Raw genomic sequence first — 26969 nt, forward strand, 5'->3', positions numbered from 1 at the left:
GACTGTAGAATTAATTGGAAATATTTAATTGTGGTTTGAAAGTTGGTGAAAATATGATAAAAGTCGAAGGTTTAACTAAGGAATTTAGAAGTAACAAGAAGTATCCTGGATTTAAAGGAGCAATCAAATCTTTTTTTTCAAGAGAATATGTAATCAAGAAAGCAGTTGATAATATTAGTTTTGAAATAAATGATGGAGAAATTGTAGGATATATAGGTGCAAATGGCGCAGGAAAGTCGACTACTATAAAAATGATGACAGGAATTTTGACGCCTACTTCTGGAAACATTTCCATAAATGGATTGATTCCATATGAAGATAGAGAAAAGAACGCAAAGAATATAGGTGTTGTGTTTGGACAAAGAACTCAATTATGGTGGGATCTACCACTTTCGGAAACGTTTTCTCTACTAAAGGATATATATGAAGTAAATGATAACGATTATATGGAAAGAATGGAATTTTTGAGTGAGGTTTTAGATATAAATGACTTCATACTGAGTCCTGTTAGAACATTGTCTCTTGGACAAAGAATGAGAGCAGATTTAGCTGCAGCATTATTACATAACCCTAAAATAATATATTTAGATGAGCCTACTATAGGACTAGATGTAGTTGTTAAGGAAAAGGTTAGAAGTGCAATAAAAGAAATAAATAAAAAATACGAAACTACAATTATATTAACAACTCATGATTTAAATGATATAGAAGAATTATGTAATAGAATTATAATAATAGATAATGGCATCAAGATATACGATGGTAGTTTAAAAGAAATAAAAGATAATTATGGATATATAACAACTATTGAAGTTCAAGTGAAGAATTTGAATGGTTATAATGAGTTTAATATTAATAATGAATTAAATATAAGTGACGATAATTTAAATATGGAATCTCAAGATAACAAAATTATAATAAGATTCAATAGAAACGTTATCACTCAAGCAGAAATAATTTCTAAAATTATAAATAAATTTAATGTATTGGACTTTTCTATTGTTGAGACAAGCATTGAAGATATAATAAAAAAGATATATAGAAAAGAGGTGTAAATATTGAAGTCTATTTTTGACATAAAATCATATTTAACCTTTACAAAAAATACATTTCAAAAAAATTTATCTTATAGAGCAAATGCAATTATATTTTTCTTAGGTGAGCTTATTATGTTGTTTGTTACATATTATTTGTGGAAAGCAATATATAGGAATTCAGAAACTTTAATTATAAAAGGATTTAGTTTAAATGAAATGATAATATATGTGCTTATATCATTTATAACAACTGTAGTAACTAGTTCAGATATAAGTCATTCAATAAGTAGGGAAGTTAAAGATGGGTCTATAGCCATAAATTTAATTAGACCCATAAATTATAAAAAAAGAATGTTTTTTGAATCCCTAGGAAATCTAATGTATAGCTTCATAGTTGTATTTTTAATAGGCTTTATAATAGTAACTATATTACAAATAGCTTATGGAGGTAGTTTTTCAATTATAAATATAGTTTTATATTTTATAAGTATTATTAATGGGTTTATGATTAATTTTTATTATAGCTATATTTTTGGATTATTATCTTTTAAAGTAACAAATATGTGGGGATTAGCTCAAATTATGAATGCTATATCACAATTATTATCGGGTTCATTAATACCTATAGTATTTTTTCCTAATTGGATACAAGGTGTATTTAATTTTCTTCCTTTTAGTTCTATGATATATACTCCTAGTATGATATATATAGGAAAGTTAACTAATATTGAAATTATTAAAGCTATGTCTATTCAATTTTTATGGGTTTTAATACTTATGATTATAGCTAGATTAATGTGGAAAGCTTTAATAAAAGAATTAACTATATTAGGAGGGTAAAATGAATAGATATATAAAATTATATGTAAAATTTCTTAAACAATATATAAAAACTTTAATGGAATATCGACTTGATTTTATATTAGGGCTTATAGGATTTATATTTGTTCAATTTGCTGGAGTTATATTTATAAAGTTAATTTTTAACGTTATACCTACATTAGATGGATGGAGCTTTTATGAAATATTATTTATATATGGATTTGCTCAAATACCAAGAGGTATAGATCATATTTTTACTGATTATCTATGGATATTTAGTTGGAAAACTATAGTTAAAGGTGAATTTGATAAATATTTATTAAGACCTATAAATCCATTATTTCAAGTTATATCTGAAAGTTTTCAACCAGATGGATTTGGAGAAGTTATAATTGGTTTAATTTTATTAATAACAGCATCATTAAATTTAAATATTATCTATTCACCTATTAAGATAGTAGAGTTTATTTTTGTAGTTATATGTGCAACATTAATATATACATCTATAAAGCTTGCAACAGCATCAATAGCATTTTGGGTAAAATTCTCACAGTCATATATGTTTATGACATATCAGATAAGTACATTTGCTAAATATCCTATAAGTATTTATCCGGCTGCTATAAAATTTATATTAACATTTCTTATTCCATTTGCATTTACAGGTTATTATCCGGGAGCATATTTCATTGGGAAAGGGAATATGTTAAGTGGTGTACTTTTACCGTTTTTAGTAAGTTTAATATCTATAATAGTATCATATAAAATATGGCTAAAAGGTATTAGCGTATATGAGAGTGCGGGAAGTTAAATAATAGACATATGTGTACAATGTATACATATGTCTATTTTATTTATATTGAGAATTATTATTGACATTATAAATGAAAAGAGTATAATAAAGCTATACCACACCCCTGGGGAGGGGTAAAAAGGAGGGTTTAATATGAAAGAAGAAAAAGTTAAAATATCAGGTATGACATGTACTGCTTGTGCAAGCAGAGTCGAAAGAGTAATGAACAAGCTTGAAGGAGTAGATAGTGCAAGTGTGAATTTCGCTACAGAAACTTTAAGTATTAAATATGACAATGAAAAGTTAAATAGCTCGGACATTGAGAAAGCAGTTGAAAAAGCTGGATATAGTGTAGAAAAGAAGACTAAGAGCTATAGTTTTAAAGTGGAGGGAATGACTTGTTCAGCTTGTGCAAATAGAGTGGAAAGAGTTACTAAAAAAGCTGATGGTGTATTAGGTTCATCTGTGAATTTTGCTACTGAAAAGCTTAATATAAGCTTTGATGAAAATAAAATATCTATCAAAGATATAAAAAGCATAGTAGAAAAAGCGGGATATAAATTAATTATAGAAGAGAAAAAGGAGAGTTCCTCAAATAAAATTCCAGATTATAAAAAGCTCTGGTATAGATTTGTATTATCCTTAGTATTTACAGTTCCATTACTAATAATATCAATGGGACACATGGTAGGAATGCATTTGCCGAAAATTATAGATCCTATGATGAATCCTTTAAATTTTGCAATAACGCAATTATTATTAACTATACCAGTTATGATAGTAGGATATAAATTCTATTTAATAGGATTTAAAAACTTATTTAAACTGAGTCCTAACATGGATTCATTAATATCAATAGGAACCTCAGCAGCAGTGATTTATGGATTATTTGCTATATATAAAATAAATCTAGGTGATCATGATTATGCAATGCATTTATATTTTGAATCAGCAGCAGTAATACTTGCATTAATAACTTTAGGAAAATATTTAGAAGCTGTATCAAAAGGAAAAACATCTGAGGCAATTAAGAAACTTATGGGATTAGCGCCTAAAACTGCAAACATTATTAGAAGTGGTAATGAAATTACTGTTCCTATTGAAGAAGTAATAGTAGGAGACGTTGTATTAGTAAAACCAGGTGAAAAGTTACCTGTTGATGGAGAGGTTATAGAAGGAAATACATCAATAGATGAGTCTATGCTTACAGGTGAAAGTATTCCGGTGGAAAAGAGTATAGGAAGCAAAGTTATTGGAGCAAGTATAAATAAAACAGGATTTATTAAATATAAGGCTACTAAGGTAGGGGATGATACTGCTCTTGCACAAATAATTAAATTAGTTGAAGATGCTCAAGGAACAAAAGCGCCAATTGCAAAACTTGCAGACGTAATATCAGCATATTTTGTACCAACTGTAATTATATTAGCCATTATAGCTGCATTAGGATGGTATATATCAGGAGAGTCAGCAGTATTTTCACTAACTATATTCATATCAGTATTAGTTATTGCTTGTCCATGTGCACTTGGATTAGCAACACCTACTGCAATAATGGTAGGAACAGGCAAGGGAGCTGAAAATGGAGTTCTTATAAAAGGTGGAGAAGCGTTAGAAACTGCATATAAAGTTGAGACTATTGTATTTGATAAGACAGGAACTATAACAGAAGGAAAGCCTAAAGTAACTAATATAATAACAAAGGATATAAGTGAAAAAGAAATTTTAATTTTAGCAGCTAGTGCTGAAAAAGGATCAGAGCATCCATTAGGTGAGGCAATAGTTAAAGAAGCTGAAGATAAAGGTCTCAAACTAAAAGGAATAAATGGTTTTAAGGCAATACCAGGACATGGAATAGAAGTTAAAATAGAAAATGAAAATATTCTTTTAGGAAATAAAAAGTTAATGAAGGATAGGGGAATAAACTTAGAAGATTTAGAAGAGAAATCAAATAAGTTAGCAGAAGAAGGTAAAACACCTATGTTCTTAGCAGTAGAAAATAAAATCCAAGGAATTGTAGCAGTAGCTGATACTGTGAAAGAAAATAGTAAAAAGGCAATAAAAGCAATTCATAGTATGGGAATAAAAGTGGCTATGATTACTGGTGATAATGAAAAAACAGCTAAAGCAATTGCAAAAGAAGTTGGAATAGATATAGTTTTAGCAGAAGTACTACCAGAAGATAAAGCAAATGAAGTTAAAAAGTTACAAGGCGAAAATAAGAAGGTCGCTATGGTGGGAGATGGTATAAATGATGCCCCAGCATTAGTTCAAGCAGATGTAGGAATTGCAATAGGATCAGGTACAGATGTGGCAATAGAGTCAGCAGATATAGTTTTAATGAAGAGTGATTTAATAGATGTTATAAAAGCTATTCAATTAAGTAAAGCAACTATTAATAATATAAAGCAAAATTTATTTTGGGCATTTGCTTATAATGTACTAGGAATACCAGTAGCAATGGGAATTCTTCATGTGTTTGGTGGACCATTATTAAATCCTATGATAGCAGCAGGAGCAATGAGTTTAAGCTCAATATCAGTATTATTAAATGCCTTAAGGCTTAGAAAGTTTAAGGCAAATGTATAAATATTTGATATTTCCTTGACATATATATAAATTTTGATAGAATTAAGAAGGAAATTTAATATTTTATTGGTAGAGGCTGCAATAGCTAAAAGTAATATTAATGAGGTAAGCACTATGATTTAATATGAAAGGGGTTATTGCCGAAGTATATAGCTTAGCTTAAAGGTTATATACTGGGATTGTATAAAATATATACAAAACTGCCACAATATTTTTGTGGAGAGCTATCTTTATTATTGTCTAAAGTTTGCAATAAATATAAGCTCAAAGAATAATCTTTGAGCTTACTTTTTTTAGGAGAAAAAAATGGAAAAGAAACATATGAAAAAAGAAATCACTTTATTTATGGCTACAATGCTTGTTTGTGGAAATATGATAGGCTCAGGAGTTTTTATGTTACCTGCTACATTAGCAGAATTATCAGGTCCAATGGCAACTATTATTGCATGGGTAATAACAACTATAGGATCTATTTTAATAGCTATATCCTTTGCTAATTTAGGTTCAAAGTATCCATCTACTGGAGGAGCTTATCAATACACAAAAGAAGCTTTTGGAGAATTTGCAGGATTTTTAAGCGCTTGGCTTTATTGGAATGGTTCATGGATAGGAAATGCAGCTATAATAGTAGCATTGGCAAGTTATAGTGCAGCTATAATTCCAGCACTAAATAATCCACTAATATCAATAATTTATACAAGTTCTATCTTATGGATATTTACATTTATAAACATTGTTGGAGTAAAAAAAGCTGGAAAGGTTCAATCATTTGTAACTGTATTTAAAATTGTATTTTTCGCATTGTTTATAGTCATAGCATTTTTAAATTTTGATAGTTCCAATTTATTGCCTTTAATGCCAGAAGGAAAGGGAGTAAATTCAATACCTCTTGCGGCAACATCAACTTTATGGGCATTTGTAGGTTTAGAAAGTGCCACAGTAACTGCAGGAGAAATTAGTAATCCAGAAAAAAATGTTAAGAAAAGCACTATTTATGGAATGCTAATATCAGCAGTAATATACATATTAATAAGTGTTGCTAGTATGGGGGTAATGTCTAACAAAGAATTAGCTTCAAGTTCTGCACCGCTTACTGATATATTAACTAAAATTTTAGGAACATCAATTGGAAAGCCATTAGCAATTTCAGTAGTTATATGTATTTTAGGAACAACTATTGGGTGGTTATTATCAACTGCACGAGTTGCTTATGCAGCAGGAGAAGATGGTGTATTTCCTAAATGTTTTGGGAAATTACATCCTAAATATTCAACTCCAGCTAATGCTTTAATAATTGGATCCATATTAGTTAATATACTTTTAATAATGAATTACCAAAAAAGTATGGTTTCAGCATTTACATTTATAACTATATTAGCAACGCTAGCATTTTTGCCAATATATTTATTAACTGCAGCAGCAGAAATGATGATTATGTTTAGAGAGTCAAGTGAGTTTAATTTACAAATTTTCATTAAAAAAGGAATAATTCCATTACTAGCATTTATATATACATTATGGACAATATATGGTTCAGGAGCAGAAATTGTAATGTGGGGATTTATACTTATGTTATTAGGAGTGCCATTTTATATATATAATTACCATAAGAATAAAAGCAATTTAAACTAAATTATAAATATTAGAAAAAAACCCTCTAAAATTTTAGAAGGGTTTTTATTTTGAATTAAAAAATTTTACTAATGTAAAAAAAAATAAATGTATGTTAAAATTAATAGCAAATAAATGTTTACATTGGGGTGATATTAAAAAATATGAGTAAGATAAATGAAGTTTATGATGCTTTAAAGCGGTTAGAAATGAAAAGTAAAAAAGGAATAACAGCAAGCGAGCTTAGTGCTTTTATGAACTTAGATAGGGCTAATGTAAGCAGATATTTAAATCAGCTTTATAAAGATGGTGTAGTTGATAAAATAGATGGCCATCCAGTAAAATATAGTTCTATAGTAAGAACTGAAGTATCTAAATCAAAAGAAAATAAGAAAGTCGTAAAAGAGAAAAAAAGAAATAGTCTAGACACATTAGTTGGTGCAAAATTAAGTTTGCAGATTCCGATTCAACAAGCCAAGGCAGCAATTTTATATCCCCCAAGAGGATTACACACTTTAATTTTAGGGGAAACTGGTGTTGGTAAATCTATGTTTGCAGAAGCTATGTATAATTTTGCAATTGAGTCTAAAGTTATAAATGATGAAGCACCTTTTGTAAGATTTAACTGTGCTGATTATGCAGATAATCCACAACTAGTTATAGCACAAATATTTGGTGTTAAGAAAGGTGCTTATACAGGTGCAGATTCTGATAGAGATGGTTTACTAAAGAAAGCAAATGGGGGAATATTATTTTTAGATGAAATTCATAGATTATCTCCACAAGGTCAAGAAATGTTATTTACATATATTGATAAAGGTTATTTTAGAGTTTTAGGTGATACAGAAAAATTAGTTCATGTAGAAGCACAAATCATTGCAGCTACAACTGAGGATCCTCAATCATTTTTACTTAAAACCTTTAGTAGAAGAATACCAATGGTTATAACGTTACCATCCTTAAAAGAAAAAAATATAAAGGAAAGATATTACTTATTAAGGGAATTTATAGAAATTGAATCGCAAAGAGTATCAAAAAGTATTTATTTCAATAAAAGTGCTTTAATATCATTTTTATTATATGATTGTCCTAATAATATAGGGCAGTTAAAAAGTGATATTCAACTTTCATGTGCAAGAGCCTTTTTGAAATATAAAGCAAAAAATAAAGATTATATATTGGTAGATCAAGAAGATTTGCATCAACGAGTGAAAGTGGGACTTATGAAGTTACAGGAATATAGGGATGAAGTTGATGAGATATTAAGTAATATGGGAGATGTGCTTAAGTTTTCATATAAAGATAAAATTGCTTTAATTGAAGATAAAACAGGTTTAGAAGAATTTAAAGATGGAACTATGTTTTATGATAGAATAGAGCAAAAAATAGAAGAGTTAAGAAAAGATGGAATAGAAGAAAAAGAAATAGATGAAATATTAAATATAGATATAGAAAAATATTTCAGAAAATATATACGAGATTTGCCAGAAAGATTTAGAAAAGAAGAAATATCAAAAGTTGTTGATGTTGAAATAGTTAATTTAGTTGAAGAAATTCTTTTATATGCATCAAAAAAATTAAATAGGGATTACGATGAAAAAGTTTATTTTGGGTTAGCCCTTCATATTCAAGGTAGCCTAGAGCGAATAAGGAAAGGTGTTAAGATATTTCATCCTAAACTAAACTTTATTAGAGGCGAGTATGCTAGAGAATTTATAGTAGCAATGGAAGTAGCTAGTATAATAGATAAAAAGTTTGTAATAGAAGTTCCCTTAGACGAAATCGGTTATATAACTATGTTCTTAGCCACAAATCCTTATGAAAAAGATAAAGCAAAGGATGTAAGAGTGGCTGTTTTAGTAATAATGCATGGTCATTCTACAGCTTCATCTATGGTAGAAGTTGCAAACTCTCTAATTGGAGAAGAATATGTTAAGGCTTTGGATATGCCATTAAGTATGAAAGCAGAAGATATGTATAAATTAGCTATGGAAAAAATAAAGGAAATTCATACTGGAAAAGGTATCTTTTTATTAGTAGATATGGGATCTTTGACTAATTTTGCAGATATGATAAAGGATGAAACTGATATCAATGTAAAAACTATTGATATGGTTACTACTTTATTAGTTATTGAAGCTGGTAGAAAAGCTTTAAATGGAAGAGGTTTAAAAGAAATATATGAATCATGCTTAGAAATTAAGAGATATGGAATTCAAGGAGCTGCATCTAAAATAGACCAAAAGGAAAGCATTATAATAACATCCTGCTTTACTGGAGATGGATCAGCACAAAGATTAAAAGAAATAATAGAAAATAATATGAATAGTAAAACAAATATTAAGATTCATGCACTTAACATATTAGATAAAGATGATTTTTACAGTAATATAGAATCTTTAGAACAAAAATATAATATTATTGCAATGGTTGGAGTGATGAATACTCATGTTCCTAATATTCCATTTATATCTGCAGCAGATATACTTTCAGGTGAAGGGATTAACGATTTAGAAAAACTTATATTACAAGAAGAAGAGTATCATAAGATAGTGGAAAGCATGGAAAAACAAATAGAAAATATAGATTCATATAAATTAATAAGAGATATAAGAAAAACTTTAATTCATATTGAAGAGCATTTAAATATTAGGTTAATTCATGAAGTAAAGATTGGTATTCTTATTCATATATGTTTTCTAATAGATAAGTTAAATAAAGGTGGTAAAGAAACTCCATTTGTTATGTTAAATGAATTTAGACATTCTAATAATAGAGAGTTTATACTTATAAAACAATGCTTAAAACTTTTAGAAGAAAATTATAATGTAAATATAGGTGAAAATGAGTTAGCCCATATTGTTAAGATGGTAGTTAATAATAAGACCTCTGTGTAAAATAAGATTCAATATATAATATGATCTAAAAGTGTGTAATTAAGTGTTACACACTAAAGTTTCTTTTAATGTAACTTGAAAGTCCCTAAAAAAGGGACCTTCAAGTTAATAGTAATTAGAATTTTTATGAAATTCAATTTGGCATTAAAATTGCTATTAGATATAGTGTAAGGAATTATATATGAGGAGGGAATTTAAATGAAAAGAATATTACTTGTTTGTTCAGCAGGAATGTCAACATCATTATTAGTTAGTAAGATGCAAGCAGTAGCTAAGGCTCAAGGAATTGATTGTACAATAAATGCTGTTGGAGAGGCAGAATTAAAGAAACATGAAAATGAAATAGATGTATTATTATTAGGGCCACAAGTTAGATTTTTATTAAGTAAAATGAAAGCTAAATTCGAGCCAATGGGGGTTCCAGTGGAAGTAATTAACACAGTGGACTATGGAACAATGAATGGGGAAAAGGTTTTAAAACAAGCGCTTTTAATAAGCAATAAGTAGCAATAATCGTAAAAGGGGTGTAACCAATGGAAAAAATTATAATGGATCTAATTATCTTTAGTGGGGAAGCTAGAAGCTATGCAATGGAAGCCATGCAATTAGCTAAAAGTGGACAAATTGATGAAGCAAGAGAATTAATAGAAAAATCAAAAGAGACTTTAGGTGATGCCCATGCAACGCAAACTAGCTTAATTCAAGGAGAAGCATCAGGAAATAGATGTGAAGTATCATTATTATTAGTTCATGCACAAGATCATTTAATGACATCAATGGTTGTAAAGGATTTAGCAGAAGAAATTATAGATCTTCATGAAAAATTAAATAAGGTGGAATATAAGAATGAATAAGCTTGGGATATCAATATATCCTAATAATACTTCAATTGATAAAATAAAAGATTATATAAGGCTTGCTGCTAAGTATGGGTTTAAAAGAATATTTACATGTTTAATATCTGCAAGTGATAAAGATATTGACGGTATTTTAGCTGAATTTAAGGATATATTAAATGTAGCTAATGAAAATGATATGGAGGTTATAGCAGATATAGATCCAACTGTATTTAATAAGTTAAAGGCATCTATATTTGATTTAAAAGTATTCAAAGATATGGGGCTTTCAGGTATAAGGCTTGATATGGGGTTTAGTGGATATGAAGAGTCAGTTATGACATTTAACGAGTACGGGTTGAAAATAGAGTTAAACATTAGTAATGGGACAAAATATGTAGATAATATACTTTCATATAAGGCTAATTTAAATAACCTTTATGGATGTCATAACTTTTATCCTCATATTTATACAGGCCTATCTTATGAAAATTTTATAAATTCAAGTAAGCAATTTAAAGAGTTAGGAATAAGAACAGCAGCCTTTGTTAATTCATCTTCTGCAGAATATGGGCCTTGGCCAGTATCAGAGGGGCTATGCACTTTAGAAATGCATAGAGATTTGCCGATAGATGCACAAGCGAAGCACTTATTTGCAACAGATTTAATTGATGATGTTATAATAGCAAATGCTTTTGCATCAGAAGATGAACTTAAAGCTTTAAGTGAGTTAAACAAGGAAATGTTAGAGTTTACTATTGAATTAGTAGATGAAATAAGGGATTTAGATAAAAAAATAGTTTTAGAAGAGTTTCATTTTAATAGAGGAGATTCTTCAGAATACATGGCAAGAAGTACTCAAAGTAGAGTTAAATATAAAGGGGAAAGCTTCCCACCATATAATTTGGCAAATATAAAAAGAGGGGATATTTTAATTGATACGGAGTTATACACTAGATATGCAGGAGAGCTACAAGTAGCTTTAAAGGATATGAAAAATACTGGAAAGACAAATGTAGTTGCTAAGATAGTTGAAGATGAAATATTTTTATTAGATTATATAAAACCTTGGAGTAAATTTTCATTTAAATTAGAAAAATAGATATTATTTAATCTAGTGGTTAAAAAAATTCTGGTTTTTGCCAGAATTTTTTTTACTCTATATGGGATTATATTTTTAAAATCTATGGATAAATTATTTATAGTATATAAGTTATCAAAGTTTGAAATATTAACATATTATTACACAAATAAATTTTTAGATAGTTTGTGTAATGCAATTACACAGAAATAAAAAAATAAGTGTGTAAAAAAACAGTTGATGAAAGCTAGATATATCAATGGGTTTAAGAAAAAATGTTTTGAAAAAAGTTGGCACGCAAATTGCTTTATATATAAGCAAGAGAAAAAACAAAAATAAACAAAGTTTTAATGTAAAGGATTTTAAGAAGTGCTATTAACTGGTTTACTCTTTATAGCGAAATTATCAATAAAAAACATTCTAGAGAAAATCAGTAAAAATAAACAAAAAATTTTAAGGGGGAATTTAAATGGAAAAATTCATGAATTGGATGGAACGTTATATTGTTCCTATAGCATCTAAAATAGGTGCTCAAAGACACTTAGTAGCTATACGTGATGGTTTTGCTACAATAATGCCACTTATGATTATTGGTTCTTTCGGTCTTTTAATTCACAACTTTCCAATTCAATCAGTTAAGGATTTATTTGCTGTAGGGCAACCTTTGCATTGGTTAGATGTAATTGCGCTAAATGTATATGGGGGATCAATGTTCCTTATGGGATTATTCGCTGCAATATCAATAGGATATGCTTTAGGTAAGTCATATGATGTTGATGGATTTGCAACTGGATTAGTTACATTAGCATCATGCTTAATTTTAACAAATATGTTTGCTTACAAAGCTCCAGTTACTTGGGGAGGATTTGATGCTGGAACACTTGGATGGGAACCTGGTTTATTCACAAAATGGCTTGGACCTTCAGGATTAATTACTATATTAATAACAACTTTAATTACAGGTACAATTTTTGCTAAGTTAGCTAAAAATAAGAAGTTAGTTATTAAGTTACCTGATGGAGTACCACCAGCAGTATCAAGATCATTCTCAGCTTTATTACCAACAATGATTACTTTAACTTTAGTAGGTATAGTATTTGCTATATTAGAAGCTTTTGGATACCAAGAAGTTTACTTACAAGTTTATACATTAATACAAAAACCATTAATGGGACTTGCAAACTCTTTACCAGTATTATTACTATTAATATTAATACAACAAATTTTATGGTTCTTTGGATTACATGGATCAAATATATTAGCACCAATTATAAGTTCAATATTCCTTGCATTAACAGCTGAAAACATGGCAGCTATAGCAGCAGGAAATACTGAAGGAATTAACATTATAAACAGCCAATTCCTAGATTCATATGTTAACCTTGGTGGATCTGGATTAACAGCTGCTTTAATGATAGCTATGATAATTAAGTCAAAGAGTGCTATTAATAAATCAATAAGAAACATTGCATCAGGTCCAGCATTCTTTAACATTAATGAACCAGTTATATTTGGATTACCAATAGTGTTAAATCCAATATATATTATACCATTTATATTAGCTCCAATAGCATCAGCTTTAATAGCTTATGGATTAAGTGCAATACATTTTGTTGCACCAGCATCAGTAATAGTTCCGTGGACTTGTCCACCAGTAATATCCGCAATCTTAGCAACTGGTCAATGGCAAGGTGGTGCAGTAGCATTATTAAATATCGTAGTTTCTGTATTAATTTACTTACCATTCGTTGCTTATGCTGATAAGAAGAACTTAGAAATGGAACAAGCAGAAATTGCTTAAGAAGGATAAAGTGCCCTATAAATAATAATATTAAAATAGAATGAAAAGCAAAAAGGATAGTATTAAAGCTATCCTTTTTGCACAAATTTTAGGAGTTGGTATTATGAGTAATTTTAAACAAAAATTTGAAAGTTTATTTAGTTATGTAACAGAAGATAAAAATGATGAAAATGTTAAAAAAAGAAAATCAAAAGCAGCTACTAATATTTGTGCAATAATAAGTATTTTATTATTGTTCTATTTGCTTACAGGATTAAGTTTTTAATTATTAAATAAATTAAGTATAAATAATTTAATATAAATAAGGGAAAATTATTAATGAAAAATTTAAGGAGGACATTGATATGAAATCTAAATCATTAATAATTCCTTTAGTAATGGTAGCACTAATATCCGTTGGTTGTAATAAAAAAACCGAAAATGGTACTACAAATCAAAATACACCACCAGTAACAGATGCTGTGACATCTCCATCAAGAGTAACAGACGAAGGAAATCTATTTAAAGCAGTTGAAGGAAGCTGGATTGTAATTTTAGAAAATGATGTTAACACTACTAAAGAAGTAGTACTTAATACTGGCTTTAAAAAAGCTGACAAAAATGATCCGAGTAAAATGGTGGTAACACCTCGAGTTTTAGCATTATATAAAAAGGGTGAAAACAATGCTAAAGCAGCGGCATATACATTAACTACACCAAAGCTTACAATAAAAGATGAAAATGCAAAAATTGAAGGTGGAACAGTTAAAGGGGATGTATATGTAGAAGTAAATGGAGTGATATTACAAGATGCAATAATAGATGGGAATGTTTATTTCAAAAATGAAGATGCAAAAAATACATTCCATATGGATGAAAAATCAAAAGTAACAGGAACTATGGAAGTTAAATAAATTTTAAGGGATAAATGCTATCATTGTATTTATCCTTTTAATTTACACGTAGTTTATTTAAAAAGTAAAAGATAAATCTAGTAGGGCTGTATTAGAAGTACAGTCCTACTAGATTTTCCAATGTTCTTTGAATTTAAGAACTTCATTCAAACTTTTGGTCGACATTTGTTGAGTTAATACTAGTTCATCCTCTAGCTCAGTCATTCTTTTTCCTAAAACTTGATCTAACACAGATAAATCTTCTCGAACCTTATCTATGGATGTATATTTATCTGATAAAATATTTAGCACTTGAGTAATATCAGTTTTAAACTTATCTTGTTCAGTTTTTATAAATTGGACTTCTGTTTGTAAAACAGCAAGGTTATGACTAGTATTTAAAATAACACTTTTCATTTGATTTAATATTTTAGGTAGTTGTTTAAGGATTTCGTTTGTTTCTTGTAATGTAATATCTGTATTGTTTTTAGCATGAGATGTTATATTTACTAAATTTAAAATTTGATCTTCCAATTTTTATCACCTCATTATAATATATGATTTAGCATATATTAGGTACATAGAAAATAGATAAATGCTCAAAAGTATTTTAAATAGGTTTAATCAGTTGGTTTATTATGATTGATATTTTATGACTTTAAATAATATAATATATATAATTATATTTTAGTATGATTTATATAGGATATCAAAAATTCTATAATTTTAAATAAGATTTATATAAAAAATTACAATTATGGAGGAATTAATTTGGAAACTAATGTTAATGTAATAGAAAAAGAACTTGTAGATATAAAAGTACCTAAAAGGTTTAGAGTTATAATGCATAATGATGATTTTACAACTATGGAGTTTGTTGTTGCTATTTTAAGTGATATATTTAATAAAAGTATAGAGGAAGCTAACAAAATAATGATAGAAGTTCATAAAAATGGTAAGGGAACAGCGGGAATATATCCATATGATATAGCTATATCTAAAGCAAGTAAAGCTATGGCTATTGCAAAGGAAGAAGAATTTCCCTTTAAGCTTACAGTAGAGGAGGATTAAAATGGATATTAGTAAAGTTGTTAAGGATATTTTACTTAGAGCATATAAAATGGCAAAAGAAAATAAAGATGAATATGTAACACCGGAACATTTATTGCTAAGTGCATTAGAAGAAGAAAATTTTAAAGAAATACTTAGTAAATTAAATTGTAACATAGAAGAGCTGAAAAATGACTTAATAAGCTATATAAATGAGTATGTAGAAAAATCACAGGATAAAGATCCAGAAGAAAGCTATGGAATAGGAAATATATTTATATTAGCAACACAACAAGCTGCATTTAGTGAGAGAAATATAGTTGAACTAGAACATATAATAGCAGCAATTTATGCTCTTAAAGACAGTTATGCAGCATATTTTTTAAAGAAGCAAGATATAAATAGATCAGATTTGCTATTTCAACTTTCTCATAACAAATCTAGAGAAGATAATGCAACTAGAAACTCTATAAATATGATGGGGATTAATAATAGAAATAGCTCCAAAAAGAGTATATTAAGTAGTTATTGTATTAATTTAACAGACACTTTATCTAACGAGGAAAATGATCCTTTAGTAGGAAGAAAGGATATAATAGATAGAACTATCCAAATTCTTTGTAGAAGAACTAAAAATAATCCAGTTCATGTAGGAGAGCCGGGTGTTGGAAAAACAGCAATAACTTTAGGGCTTGCAAAGCTTATAAAAGAAGGAAATGTACCAGATAAGCTTAAAAACTCACAAATATTTTCCTTAGATATTGGATCAATACTTGCGGGTACAAAATATAGAGGAGACTTTGAAGAAAGAATAAAACAAATATTAGATGAAATAAAAAGCTATGAAAATCCTATAGTTTATATAGATGAGATCCATAATATAGTAGGAGCAGGTGCCTTAAATGGAGGCTCATTAGATGGTGGTAGTTTAATAAAAGGATATTTATTAGAGGGTAAAATAAGGTTTATAGGAGCAACTACATTTGATGAGTATAAGAAATATTTTGAAAAAGATAAGGCTTTAATAAGAAGATTTCAAATTGTTGAGGTTAAAGAAACTAGTATAGAAGAAAGCATAAAAATATTAGAAGGAATTAAAGAAAATTTTGAAAATTATCATAATGTAAGATACACAAAAGAAGCACTAGAACTGGCTGTAAATTTAAGTTCAAAGTATATAAGTGATAGGTTTTTACCAGATAAGGCGATAGATATTATAGATGAGTCAGGAGCTTATGTTGATATAAATAAGGAATATTATAAAGATGGAATTGTAGATAAAAATATAATTGAAGAAATAATATCAAAGATTTGTCTTATACCAAAACAAACTATTGAAAATACAGAGATAAATTCTCTTAAAGCCTTAGAAGGTGAACTTAAGAAAAATATTTTTGGACAAAATACTGCTATAGAAGAAGTAACAAGATGCATAAAGATGTCTAGAGCAGGGCTTAATGATGATAATAAGACAATTGCATCAATGCTTTTTGTTGGGCCAACTGGAGTAGGAAAGACAGAAATAGCAAAAATACTAGCAAAGACATTAGGAATCGATTTGGTTAGATTTGATATGAGTGAGTATGGAGAGAAACATGCTGCTTCAAAGCTTATAGGGTCTCCACCAGGTTATGTAGGTTATGAAGAAGGCGGATTATTAACAGACACTATAAGAAAAAAACCAAACTGTGTTCTACTATTAGATGAAATAGAAAAGGCGCATGTAGATATCTTAAGTGTATTATTACAAGTGATGGACTATGCAACACTTACAGATAATAGAGGAAGAAAGGTTGATTTTAGAAACGTAATAATAATTATGACTTCTAATGCTGGCGCAAGAGATATAGGTAAAAATCTTGTTGGTTTTGGAAGAGACTCTATAAAAATGGAAGCTATAAATGATGAAGTTAAGAGAATATTTACTCCAGAATTTAGAAATAGGTTAGATAAAATAGTTGTGTTTAACCAAATAAACAAAGAAATAGCTACGGAAATAGCAGAAAAAGAACTAAAGAAGTTTAGTGAAAAACTTCTTAGTAAAAACGTAAATTTAGAATTTAGTAGTGAATGTATTAAGTTTATAAGTGAAAGAGGATTATCTAAAGAGTTTGGAGCGAGAGAAATATTAAGAGTAATAAATTCTGAGGTAAAGCCATTATTAGTGGATGAATTGCTATTTGGAGGGCTTTCAAAAGGAGGGAAGTGTAAAGTGTTTATAGAAAATAATGAGTTCAAAATAGAGCGAATTTAAATAAATTATTAAAAGACAAGTAGATGATATAGATAAAAATTATATCATCTATTTTATTAAGTTAAAAATCTTAATATGTACACAAATTAAAAAAACATATATAATTGTATATGTTTTTTAATTGAAGTTAAGAGGTGACTAGTATGGATAAGGATATAAGTAAAATACAAGAAGAAATAATAAAAAAAGATATTAGAAAAGTAGAAAAGCTTTGGAAAGATGTAGAAGATAATGAATCTTTAGAATATCATTTAGATAGAATGACTAAAGAAGAATTAGTGAAAGTAGGAAGTAAATATTCAGTTAAAGGAATTACATCATTAAAGAAATCAGATGCTCTATTAAAAGTTAAAGATGGAATTATAAATAATATTGATTATATATTAAACTTATTAGATTTTGATGCATTTTCATACTTAAGTGAAATAATAAATTTAAATGGTAAAAAACAATATTTTGGTTCAGAGCTGATAAATGCTAACTATTTTAGAAATAGAGGAATAATGTTTACTGGAGTTGAAAAAGCAAAACTATTTGTGGTAACGCCTAAAGAATTATGTGATATAATAAAAGATAAGTTAAATCAAGAATTAAGATTAAATTCTATTTTAAACTCAGAAGTTATAAAGCTTTCAGCTGGAATAATCTATTTTTATGGTGCTCTTACAATAAAGGATATTTGTAAGATTATTAGAGAAGATTACAATTATGAGTTTGAAGAGGAAAGAATTAGAAGTTTACTTTTAGATGGACAAGAACTAGGCTTTGATTATCAATTAGATGAGGATATTATTTATCATATAGATGTAGAAGAACCTAGATTAATAATAGAAGAAACTAATAAAAATACAGATATAAGTTTTGCAAAGTTTGATAAAAAGACTTTATTTAAAGCTGCAAAACCTGATTATATTGAAGAAAACAAACAAGCTAATAGGCTTGAAAAGGTTCTAAATGAACTTTTTGTTATAGATAAAAAGATACTAAAAGAGGAAATAGATAGCTTTTCTATAGCTATAAAAAATGAAGCTTCATTGGAAGAGGCTATAGAGATATTTTTAGAGGCATATGAAATAGAAAGTGAAGAAGAAAATAATATACTTAAAGAAGAGTTAAAAAAGCTATCTATGACTGTAAGAAGATGGACTTTAAAAGGAAATTCAGAAGGTGAAATTGAAAAGAATAAAAAGACTATAGTAAATAGTGACAAGATAGGAAGAAATGATCTATGTCCTTGTGGAAGTAATAGAAAATATAAAAAGTGTTGTGGTAAATAATAAAGGGGAGTTAAGTATGGTTTTTAAATATATATTATTAATATGGGGACTTATTGAGCTTATACTTGGAATAACTGTATTATTAAAAAAGAAACTTTTACTTTTAAAAGTTATAGTAGAAAGTTTTTCTATGATAAATAATAATTTTAATCTTTCAGAAATTAAAGATATAAAGCTATTTTCTAAATGGATTGGAGAAGTTGTTTTATTAGAGGGATCATTATATATTTTCTTAGCATCTGCATCAATATACTTTAATATGAATATATTTATTGTTATAGTGTTTATAATTCTAATAGAAATATTTTTCTTTAACATAATAAGTAAAGGAATAAGAACCTTTACAGATTAGATAAATAAAATTAAAATGAGGTCATAAAATGAAAGATAATAGATATCTTTTTGAAAATTATATTAATATAGCAAGAGGCTTTATAACTGAAAAGGAATATGCAAAAGCACTAAAGTTTTACAGAAAGGCATATAGATTTGAAGAGGGTAGAAAAGATATAGAGCTTATACTAGATATGGCACTTTTATATGATAAATTAGGGTATAAGGACTTATCAGAAGAAAAATATAGAGAGGCTATATTAGTAGAGGAAAAAGATGCAAGGGCTTATTATGGCTTAGGGGTTTTATATGATGAAGATGAATTTTTAGAAGAGGCTATAGAATATTATAAAACTGCTATTAAGTTAGATAATAACTATGATAGAGCATATTTTTATCTAGCAAATGCATATGATGAAATAAGTGATAAGCAAAATGCAATAAAATATTATAATAAGACTTTAGATTTAGTTCCAGAGGATTTATGGGCAAATGCAAATTTAGGATGTATTTATGAAGAACTTGGAGAGTTTCAGAAAGCACTTAAATATATGGAAAAGGCATTAGAAATAGATTCAAACAATTTTAGAATTATATTTAATATGGGAGTTTTGCTTAAAAATCTAAATAAAGCCAATGAGGCAGAGAAATATTATAAAAAATCTATAGAAAAAAATCCATATTATCCATATAGTTATTTAAATTTAGCGGTTTTATATAGAGAGAAAAATTATTTTTATAAAGCTATAGAAGTTATTACGGAAGGAATAGAAAATAATAGCGATTCAGGCTTTTTATATTATAATAGAAGTTGTTTTTACTCTAATATAGATGAATTACATAAATCTTTTAAGGATTTAGTAAAGAGTATAGAATTAAATGATTTATTTTTAGATTATATGATGAAGGACAAAGAATTAGATAAATTAAGAAATTTAAAGGAATATAATGACTATTTAAAAAGTAAGCTGTAATAGCTTGCTTTTTTCATTTGAAAGAGAATAGTTAAAAAAATAACTAAAAAACAAATTTTAAAAAAATCTTTTTTATGATTTTAATGGAGATTCTTGAGTTTATAATGTTTTGTATAAAAATTTTTAAATTTTTATTAAAAACTTTGTTAAAAATATTACAAAAGTTGTGAGAATACTCTATTTATGGTACTATATCATTGTAACCGTTAAAATATACGGATAATGTGGTATATTTTAACGGTAAATACTTGCATAAAAGTAGGAGGTTTTTTATAGTGTTAAGTAGTCTTTTTAATAGTGTAAATGTTTTGAACAAATTATTTACACTTAGTGATGCTAGCATATTAGAATTATCAGTTGATAATTCTAAAGAATTAAATGCTAAGGAAATCGAAGAAAGCTTGATTTTACCTTATGAAAATAATAGAGGTAAAAAAGTTATAATTAAAGCTTTTAGTTTTCAACCTAATTTAAATGGATATGGAACAATAGTAAAAGAAAGAAAAGAAGATTTAAAAAAAGGACTAGAAAAAATTAAGTCAATTTCAGAAATGAAATTTGTAGTAGATGGAAAAGATAAAAGTCTACAAGAAGCATTGAAAGAATATGGAGAAGTTATAAAAGTATCACCTATAACAGATTTATATTCTAATAAATTGATTTCTAAAGCTTATGGAAATGTTCAAGAGGCTATTATTTATGATTTAGTAGAAGTAGTACAATTGGGACAAACTTTAGGAGGAAAAAGAGTAGAGATATTATCTACTGTTTATGGAAGTGCTATAGATGGTAGAAAAGTTGTTGCGTTAAAAAAAGGAACAACATATAAAGAAGTCTTTGAAGCTTTAAATGGTAAAGCTGATGAACTTAAGAAGGTTATTGATGGTGGAAGTATAAATGGAACACCTATATATAATTTAGATTCAGTAGTATCAGACAATTCTAAAGGAATACTATTCTTAACAGAAAAAGATTCACTATCTGAGGAAAGCTATAGCTGTATAAGATGCGGAAAATGTTTAAGAATTTGTCCAGAAGGATTAAATCCAATAAAATTAGTCGAACTTCATAAAATGGGAGAAAAAGAAGAATTTATTAAATTTGGTGGAGAAAAATGTATTGATTGTGGTTTATGTAGCTTTGTATGTCCTTCTAATATAGAAATCGCACAAACTATAAAAACTGCAAAAACATTCAAATAAGTAATATAAAATCTGAATAGGAGTGAAGAGTGTGGAAAATAGAAATCTTAAAATATCACCAGCACCTTATATTAAAAAGGGGCTTGGGATTAATAAGATAATGATCGATTTTATTATAGCATTAATTCCGGCAATATTTGCAGGAGTATATTTTTATAAAATTGATGCTGTTAAAGTAATAGTTGCAACAGTTTTAACTAGTATTATAGCAGAAGGTATTTGGAATAAGTTTGTAAAGAAAAGGGCTTTTTTAAGTGATTTAAGTCCAATAGTATTAGGTATTATCTTAGCACTTATTATGCCAACCTATGTTCCATTATGGATACCAATTATAGGATCAATATTTGCAACAATTGTTGTAAAACAATTTTTTGGTGGTCTTGGACAGAACTTTATGAATCCAGCAGCTGCAACTAAGGCGTTTTTAATTGCATCATGGGCTGGAGTAATGGCAAAACCAGTAGCAGATGCAACATCATCAGCATCTGAAACTTCAGAAGTAGTAGTACCTTTAATAGACAAAATAATAGGACAAGCAAATGGAAGCATAGGAGAAGTTTCTATTTTAGCTCTATGTATAGGTGGATTATATTTAGTGTTAAGAGGAAGAATTAGTTTAAGAGCTCCGCTTACATTTATAATATCATCAATGCTAATGTATAATTATTTTGGAAAAGACTTATTACTTCCAGGAGCATTTTTTATAGCAGGAATATTTATGACCACAGATTATGGAACAACACCAATGACAAAAGTTGGGCAGTACATATTTGGATTAATAGCAGGGGTTTGTGCATCAATTATAGCAGTAAAAGGTTTTAATCCAGAAGGGCCTTATTATGCAATAATAATAACTAATTTATTTACTCCTCTTATAGAATATTTTACAACTAAAAAAATAAAAGTTAAGAAGGAGGCTTAATAGAGTATGAAAGAGAATTTTAAGCTAGGAGGAATCCTTCTAATTATAACTATGATAGCAGGACTATTACTTGGTTTTGCTAATGATTTAACTAAAGAAGCAATTATAGAAAATTCTAAAATTAGTAAAGAGGATTTAAGTTATATATTACCACAAGCTGAAGGTATTAAAGATATGGATATAAATTTAGATTCAGAAGGCAATGTAAAGGAAATATACGAAGCAGTAAGTGGGAGTGACGTTGTTGGATATGTATTAAAGATCAACAGTAAAGGCTTCCATGGACCAATAGATTTTGTTGTAGGTATATCAAAAGATGATAAAGTTGCAGGAGTTAAAGTTCTATCACATAGTGAGACACCTGGTCTTGGAGCTAAAATTTCAGAAGATAAATTTACTTCAAGATTTAAAGGTAAACCTGCAAATGGATATTTAGAAGTAGTTAAAACAACTCCTAATAAAGATAATGAATTAGAAGCTATATCAGGAGCTACAATTTCAAGTAAGGCATCTGTGACTGCAGTAAATGAAGCAATTTCTTTTTATTTAGAAAATATAAAAGGTGAGGAATTAGCACCACAAGAAGGTACTGACGCAGATACAGGAGCAAGTGCAAACTAATAATAAATTAGGAGGAGAAAAATGAATAAATTAATTGAAAGATTAAAAAATGGAATAATTACCGAAAATCCGATTTTTGTTCAAGTTTTAGCTATGTGTCCTACTTTAGCAGTTACAACAAATGCTAAAAATGCATTAGGTATGGGACTAGCTTCAACTATAGTTTTAATATTTTCTAATATGATGATTTCAGCAATAAGAAAATTAATTCCAGATAAGATTAGAATACCAGCATATATAGTAGTTATTGCATCATTCGTTACAATAGTAGATATGTTAATGCAAGGATATGTTCCAAGTCTTTATTCATCTTTAGGAATTTTTATACCATTAATAGTTGTTAACTGTATAATCTTAGGTAGAGCAGAAGCATATGCTTCAAAAAATCCAGTTTTACCATCTATTTTTGATGCTATTGGAATGGGAATTGGCTTTACAATTGCATTATTCCTAATAGGAACTTTTAGAGAAATTTTAGGAGCTGGACAAATTCTAGGAATTCAAATATTACCAGAAAGCATTAAACCAGCTTCTATAATGATATTAGCACCAGGAGCATTCTTTACTTTAGGTGGACTTATGGTAATTTTAAATGCCTACAATATAAGAAAAGCAGCTAGAACTGGAGAAGCAGTTAAATCTTTAGAACATAGTTGCGGAAGTTGTTCAGGATGTGGAACTGGTTCTTGTGGAAGCAATAACGGAATAGAAATAAAAGAAATAGAAATAAAAGAGAAAAAGAAGGACTAAGAGGGGTGTAACAAATGGAATTATTTATGATTTTCATAGCAGCAATGCTTGTAAATAACTTTGTTCTTTCAAAATTCCTAGGAATATGTTCATTCCTTGGAGTTTCAAAGAAAAAGGATTCAGCTATAGGTATGGGACTTGCAGTAACCTTCGTTATGACATTAGCTTCTATAATGTCATGGATTGTATATAATGGAATGCTAGTTCCATTAGAATTAGAATACTTAAAGACAATAGCTAATGTACTAGTTATTGCAGCATTAGTTCAATTTGTTGAAATGGCGATGAAAAAATTATCTCCAGCTCTTCATAAAGCACTTGGGATATATTTACCTCTTATAACAACAAATTGTGCAGTTTTAGGTGTGGCAACTTTAAATATACAAGAAGGATATAGCTTTATAGAGTCTATAGTAAATGGTTTAGGAGCTGCATTAGGTTATATGTTATCTATAGTGCTACTAGCTTTTATAAGAGAAAGAATAGATAATAATGAAAATATACCAGTAGTTCTAAGAGGATTACCAATTACATTATTTACAGCAGCTTTAATGTCAATTGCCTTTTTAGGATTCCAGGGATTAATTCACTAGGAGGAGATTTAAAATGAATATTTTATTTGCAGCTTTAAGTTTGGGAATTCTAGGGTTGATTTTTGGAGTACTACTAGGTTTTGCAGCAAAAGCTTTTGAAGTAAAGGTTGATCCTAAAATACCAATGTTAAGAGAATGTTTACCGGGTGCTAACTGTGGGGGATGCGGTTTTGCTGGATGTGATGCATATGCTGAAGCAGTTGTAACAGTAGGAGCAAAGCCTAATTTATGCTCTGTAGGGGGAGCAAAAACAGCAGAAGATATTGGTGGGATTTTAGGTATTAAGGTAGATGCCGCTGAAAAGATGACTGCCTTTGTAAAATGTAATGGAAATTGTGATTCAGCTAAATCAAGATATGAGTTAGAAGGGGTAAGTGATTGTCTAACAGCTTCACTTATGATTGATGGAGGTTCAAAGTCATGTTCATATGGATGTTTGGGCCTTGGAAGTTGTGTAAATGTTTGTGAGTTTGATGCATTAGAAATAATAAATGGAATTGCTAAAGTAAATTTAGATAAATGTACAAATTGTGGAGCTTGTATAAATATATGTCCTAAAGGACTTATTGAATCTGTTCCAGTTTCAAAGAAAGTAAGAGTTGAGTGTAACAATATTGAAATAGGAAGGCACGTAAAGGAAAATTGTTCAGCAGCCTGTATAGGATGTAAGCTTTGTGAAAGAAACTGTCCTAAAGATGCTGTTCACGTGGTTAATAATCTAGCTAAGGTTGATTATGATAAGTGTGTAAATTGTCAATTATGTACTAAGAAATGTCCAACAGGAGCAATAAAAAATATATTTTCTAATTAGTAGTAACTATATTTAATTAAGAAGAGATGTTAGCCTTAAAATTAATTTAAGGCTAACATTTTTTATTTATTAAATATATTTAGGAGCTTTAGAGTCTTTACTTTATCTAGAATTTGATTTTTATTTGTTGTATATAAATTTAATTCTTTCATTCTTTGAAAGTACTCTCCACCAGAAAATGTATGTCTAATGCTTTTGCCATTTTCCATGTCTATAGTTTCATTTGCAAAAGCTATTATATCTCCAATTGCTAAGCTTCTAGGAAGTATTAATGGTTCTTCCTTTGAGATATATTTAAAAGCGTTGTATCCAGCTAGTGCACCTGTAACCATTGCTTCTGTATGGCCAACAAAAAATCCGGATTTTTCACCAGCACAAAACATATTATCTATGCCAAGTATTCTCATAGTATTATCTCTAGGACTAGAGGCTAGATATCTAATAGAATTAGAGTTGCCACCAGATAGAGGATCTATATATCTTGCATTTTCAAGTCCAGGTATTTTTCTAAGCTTTTCTAAAGGATAATATGAAGTCATAAGTTTAATGTGACCAGTATCTAATAAAATAATATTTTCTGCAAAATCCTTTAAAGCATATTGTTGGCAAACTTTTTGACTTAATTTATCTAAATTAATATCCTCTTTAGGAATTGGTAGTGAAACAACTCCATACTTATCTAGTTTATCTAATATATCCTTAGATAAAGATTCACGTGGTAATTCACAGGATCCACTCATGGCGCCTGGTACACCGTTATTTCTTTCTCCAATAATGTCTTTTATACCTGCTTTAGAACTTAAGCTTTCTCTACCTCCAAAGCTTGGACATCTTAAAATGCACATTGAGCATCCATTTCCATAACGTGAGCAGTTAGTCATAGATCCGGTAGAACCTGTAGTTTCAATAAAGACATCACCATCCATAAAGGACCCATCAGATAATTTTATTTTAGTTATAGTATTATTTTCTAGGTGTACATTAATGGCTCTATTTTTAAAATGTATATTAATACCTAAAGATAAGATATATCTTCTGATTTCTGGTTCTGCTTTACCTATATCCGTTAAGTTTGCATGTTTATGACCAGAAAAATCTATATTTTTATGGATAGCTAAAGAATCCATTATGTCTATTAATTCTGGAGCTCCTAATAATGATAGTTCTTCGGAAGCAGTGTACCTACCATTATTTCTCATTATACCTCCTACATTTCCAACTCCTAAAAGCATATCAGTTCTTTCTAAGATATGAACTTCAGCACCCATTTTCCTTGATTGTATAGCAGCTTGGCAGCCTGCAAATCCACCACCAATTATAACAACTTTCATTATTTTGTACCTCATATATTAATGTTTATAATAAATTATTCTAATTATATAAAAATGCTACTTATAAATAAAATTTATAACATAAAGATAATGGTGACTATAATTAAGCCACCACAAATATCTTTATTATTTAATTTATTACTGGAAATATGTTATAAACTGGTTCTTCATATGGATGAAGGTTTTTTATAACATTAATAACCTCAAAGGCTAAATCTTTATCACATCTAAATTCTATCTTAGCCTCTTTTTCAATAGATAAGTCTCCTTCTTTTCCAATATGAGGATTTGATCCTTTTAAAGGTCTAAAATATCCAGAGACTTCACTTATAGACATACAGTTATCATAATCTCCTATAGTTAAAGCGCCTGTTCTATTTATAGCTTCTCTTAATTTGTCTGAATAATCAGAAGGAATATATATTTCAAACTTAACTTTTGTATAATTCATATAAACAAGATACCTCCTATTAATAGCTATAATTAAATAATAGCCTAATAACGTAAATTAG

At 28.3% G+C, this 26969-nt stretch carries 26 protein-coding genes and 1 riboswitch; of the genes, 23 read left to right on the top strand and 3 right to left on the bottom strand.

Translation table 11 applies throughout. From position 1 onward, the window contains the following. The first annotated feature begins 53 nt into the window (after positions 1–53). The 12 genes from ACZJV1_RS06490 (at position 54) to ACZJV1_RS06545 (ending at position 14360) form a co-directional block, all read left to right on the top strand. Positions 54–1055: an ABC transporter ATP-binding protein gene (locus ACZJV1_RS06490; RefSeq protein WP_463651801.1), complete on the top strand. Its 1002-nt coding sequence runs from the start codon at positions 54–56 to the stop codon at positions 1053–1055. A gap of 3 nt (positions 1056–1058) precedes the next feature. After that, entirely contained in the window at positions 1059–1877 is an 819-nt protein-coding gene (locus ACZJV1_RS06495; RefSeq protein WP_463651802.1) for an ABC transporter permease, read from the top strand. Position 1878: 1 nt separating this feature from the next. After that, positions 1879–2670: an ABC transporter permease gene (locus tag ACZJV1_RS06500; protein ID WP_463651803.1), complete on the top strand. Its 792-nt coding sequence runs from the start codon at positions 1879–1881 to the stop codon at positions 2668–2670. Positions 2671–2805: 135 nt separating this feature from the next. Beyond that, positions 2806–5241 (top strand): heavy metal translocating P-type ATPase, encoded by a 2436-nt coding sequence (locus ACZJV1_RS06505; protein WP_463651804.1) that lies wholly within the window; start codon positions 2806–2808, stop codon positions 5239–5241. 62 nt (positions 5242–5303) lie between these two features. Beyond that, positions 5304–5476: riboswitch (Lysine riboswitch) on the top strand. A gap of 71 nt (positions 5477–5547) precedes the next feature. Further along, entirely contained in the window at positions 5548–6873 is a 1326-nt protein-coding gene (locus ACZJV1_RS06510; RefSeq protein ID WP_411170420.1) for an APC family permease, read from the top strand. 143 nt (positions 6874–7016) lie between these two features. Further along, complete coding sequence (locus tag ACZJV1_RS06515; protein WP_411170421.1) at positions 7017–9749, top strand: sigma 54-interacting transcriptional regulator; 2733 nt, start codon at positions 7017–7019, stop codon at positions 9747–9749. 198 nt (positions 9750–9947) lie between these two features. Beyond that, on the top strand, positions 9948–10256 hold the full coding sequence (locus ACZJV1_RS06520) for a PTS sugar transporter subunit IIB (protein ID WP_463651805.1): 309 nt from the start codon (positions 9948–9950) through the stop codon (positions 10254–10256). 26 nt (positions 10257–10282) lie between these two features. Beyond that, positions 10283–10603, top strand: a complete 321-nt coding sequence (locus ACZJV1_RS06525; RefSeq protein WP_411170422.1) for a PTS lactose/cellobiose transporter subunit IIA — start codon at positions 10283–10285, stop codon at positions 10601–10603. Further along, positions 10596–11687, top strand: a complete 1092-nt coding sequence (locus ACZJV1_RS06530; protein ID WP_463651806.1) for a DUF871 domain-containing protein — start codon at positions 10596–10598, stop codon at positions 11685–11687. The genes ACZJV1_RS06525 and ACZJV1_RS06530 overlap by 8 nt, the downstream gene beginning before the upstream one ends. Before the next feature lie 448 nt (positions 11688–12135). Further along, positions 12136–13467: a PTS sugar transporter subunit IIC gene (locus ACZJV1_RS06535; RefSeq protein ID WP_411170424.1), complete on the top strand. Its 1332-nt coding sequence runs from the start codon at positions 12136–12138 to the stop codon at positions 13465–13467. A 103-nt stretch (positions 13468–13570) separates the two neighbouring features. Then, positions 13571–13732 carry a hypothetical protein gene (locus ACZJV1_RS06540; RefSeq protein WP_460287893.1) on the top strand — a complete coding sequence of 54 codons (162 nt, stop codon included), beginning with the start codon at positions 13571–13573 and terminating at the stop codon, positions 13730–13732. Positions 13733–13811: 79 nt separating this feature from the next. Further along, entirely contained in the window at positions 13812–14360 is a 549-nt protein-coding gene (locus ACZJV1_RS06545) for a hypothetical protein (protein WP_411170426.1), read from the top strand. Between the two features lie 108 nt (positions 14361–14468). Here ACZJV1_RS06545 and ACZJV1_RS06550 read toward each other — a convergent pair whose 3' ends face one another. Next, positions 14469–14873 carry a hypothetical protein gene (locus ACZJV1_RS06550; RefSeq protein ID WP_411170427.1) on the bottom strand — a complete coding sequence of 135 codons (405 nt, stop codon included), beginning with the start codon at positions 14871–14873 and terminating at the stop codon, positions 14469–14471. A 237-nt stretch (positions 14874–15110) separates the two neighbouring features. Between ACZJV1_RS06550 and ACZJV1_RS06555 the strand changes: the two genes are divergently transcribed. The 11 genes from ACZJV1_RS06555 to ACZJV1_RS06605 all read left to right on the top strand — a co-directional run bounded on the left by ACZJV1_RS06555 (position 15111) and on the right by ACZJV1_RS06605 (position 25126). Further along, a complete protein-coding gene (locus tag ACZJV1_RS06555; RefSeq protein WP_460287890.1) occupies positions 15111–15410 on the top strand; it encodes an ATP-dependent Clp protease adaptor ClpS in 300 nt (99 codons plus the stop codon). 1 nt (position 15411) lies between these two features. Beyond that, the gene (locus ACZJV1_RS06560) at positions 15412–17643 is read left to right on the top strand and encodes an AAA family ATPase (protein ID WP_463651807.1); all 2232 of its coding nucleotides are present in this window, start codon (positions 15412–15414) and stop codon (positions 17641–17643) included. 143 nt (positions 17644–17786) lie between these two features. Next, positions 17787–18920, top strand: coding sequence for an SEC-C metal-binding domain-containing protein (locus ACZJV1_RS06565; protein ID WP_463651808.1), 1134 nt, complete (start codon positions 17787–17789; stop codon positions 18918–18920). A 16-nt stretch (positions 18921–18936) separates the two neighbouring features. Next, positions 18937–19272, top strand: a complete 336-nt coding sequence (locus ACZJV1_RS06570) for a hypothetical protein (RefSeq protein ID WP_463651809.1) — start codon at positions 18937–18939, stop codon at positions 19270–19272. 28 nt (positions 19273–19300) lie between these two features. Then, positions 19301–20227, top strand: coding sequence for a tetratricopeptide repeat protein (locus ACZJV1_RS06575; RefSeq protein ID WP_463651810.1), 927 nt, complete (start codon positions 19301–19303; stop codon positions 20225–20227). A gap of 275 nt (positions 20228–20502) precedes the next feature. Then, on the top strand, positions 20503–21429 hold the full coding sequence (locus ACZJV1_RS06580) for a 4Fe-4S dicluster domain-containing protein (protein ID WP_460287883.1): 927 nt from the start codon (positions 20503–20505) through the stop codon (positions 21427–21429). Positions 21430–21460: 31 nt separating this feature from the next. Then, positions 21461–22351, top strand: a complete 891-nt coding sequence (locus ACZJV1_RS06585; protein WP_411170434.1) for an RnfABCDGE type electron transport complex subunit D — start codon at positions 21461–21463, stop codon at positions 22349–22351. Between the two features lie 6 nt (positions 22352–22357). Then, complete coding sequence (locus ACZJV1_RS06590) at positions 22358–22972, top strand: RnfABCDGE type electron transport complex subunit G (protein ID WP_411170435.1); 615 nt, start codon at positions 22358–22360, stop codon at positions 22970–22972. Positions 22973–22993: 21 nt separating this feature from the next. Beyond that, on the top strand, positions 22994–23722 hold the full coding sequence (rsxE, locus tag ACZJV1_RS06595; protein WP_411170436.1) for an electron transport complex subunit RsxE: 729 nt from the start codon (positions 22994–22996) through the stop codon (positions 23720–23722). 14 nt (positions 23723–23736) lie between these two features. Then, positions 23737–24315, top strand: a complete 579-nt coding sequence (gene rsxA, locus ACZJV1_RS06600) for an electron transport complex subunit RsxA (protein WP_411170437.1) — start codon at positions 23737–23739, stop codon at positions 24313–24315. A gap of 13 nt (positions 24316–24328) precedes the next feature. Further along, complete coding sequence (locus ACZJV1_RS06605) at positions 24329–25126, top strand: RnfABCDGE type electron transport complex subunit B (protein ID WP_460287881.1); 798 nt, start codon at positions 24329–24331, stop codon at positions 25124–25126. Positions 25127–25188: 62 nt separating this feature from the next. Here ACZJV1_RS06605 and ACZJV1_RS06610 read toward each other — a convergent pair whose 3' ends face one another. Both ACZJV1_RS06610 and ACZJV1_RS06615 read right to left on the bottom strand, forming a co-directional pair. Continuing rightward, on the bottom strand, positions 25189–26457 hold the full coding sequence (locus tag ACZJV1_RS06610) for an FAD-dependent oxidoreductase (RefSeq protein WP_463651811.1): 1269 nt from the start codon (positions 26455–26457) through the stop codon (positions 25189–25191). A gap of 130 nt (positions 26458–26587) precedes the next feature. Further along, the gene (locus ACZJV1_RS06615; protein ID WP_411170440.1) at positions 26588–26908 is read right to left on the bottom strand and encodes a YqfO family protein; all 321 of its coding nucleotides are present in this window, start codon (positions 26906–26908) and stop codon (positions 26588–26590) included. Positions 26909–26969: the final 61 nt, after the last annotated feature.

This window comes from Clostridium sp. LS3, assembly GCF_055330225.1.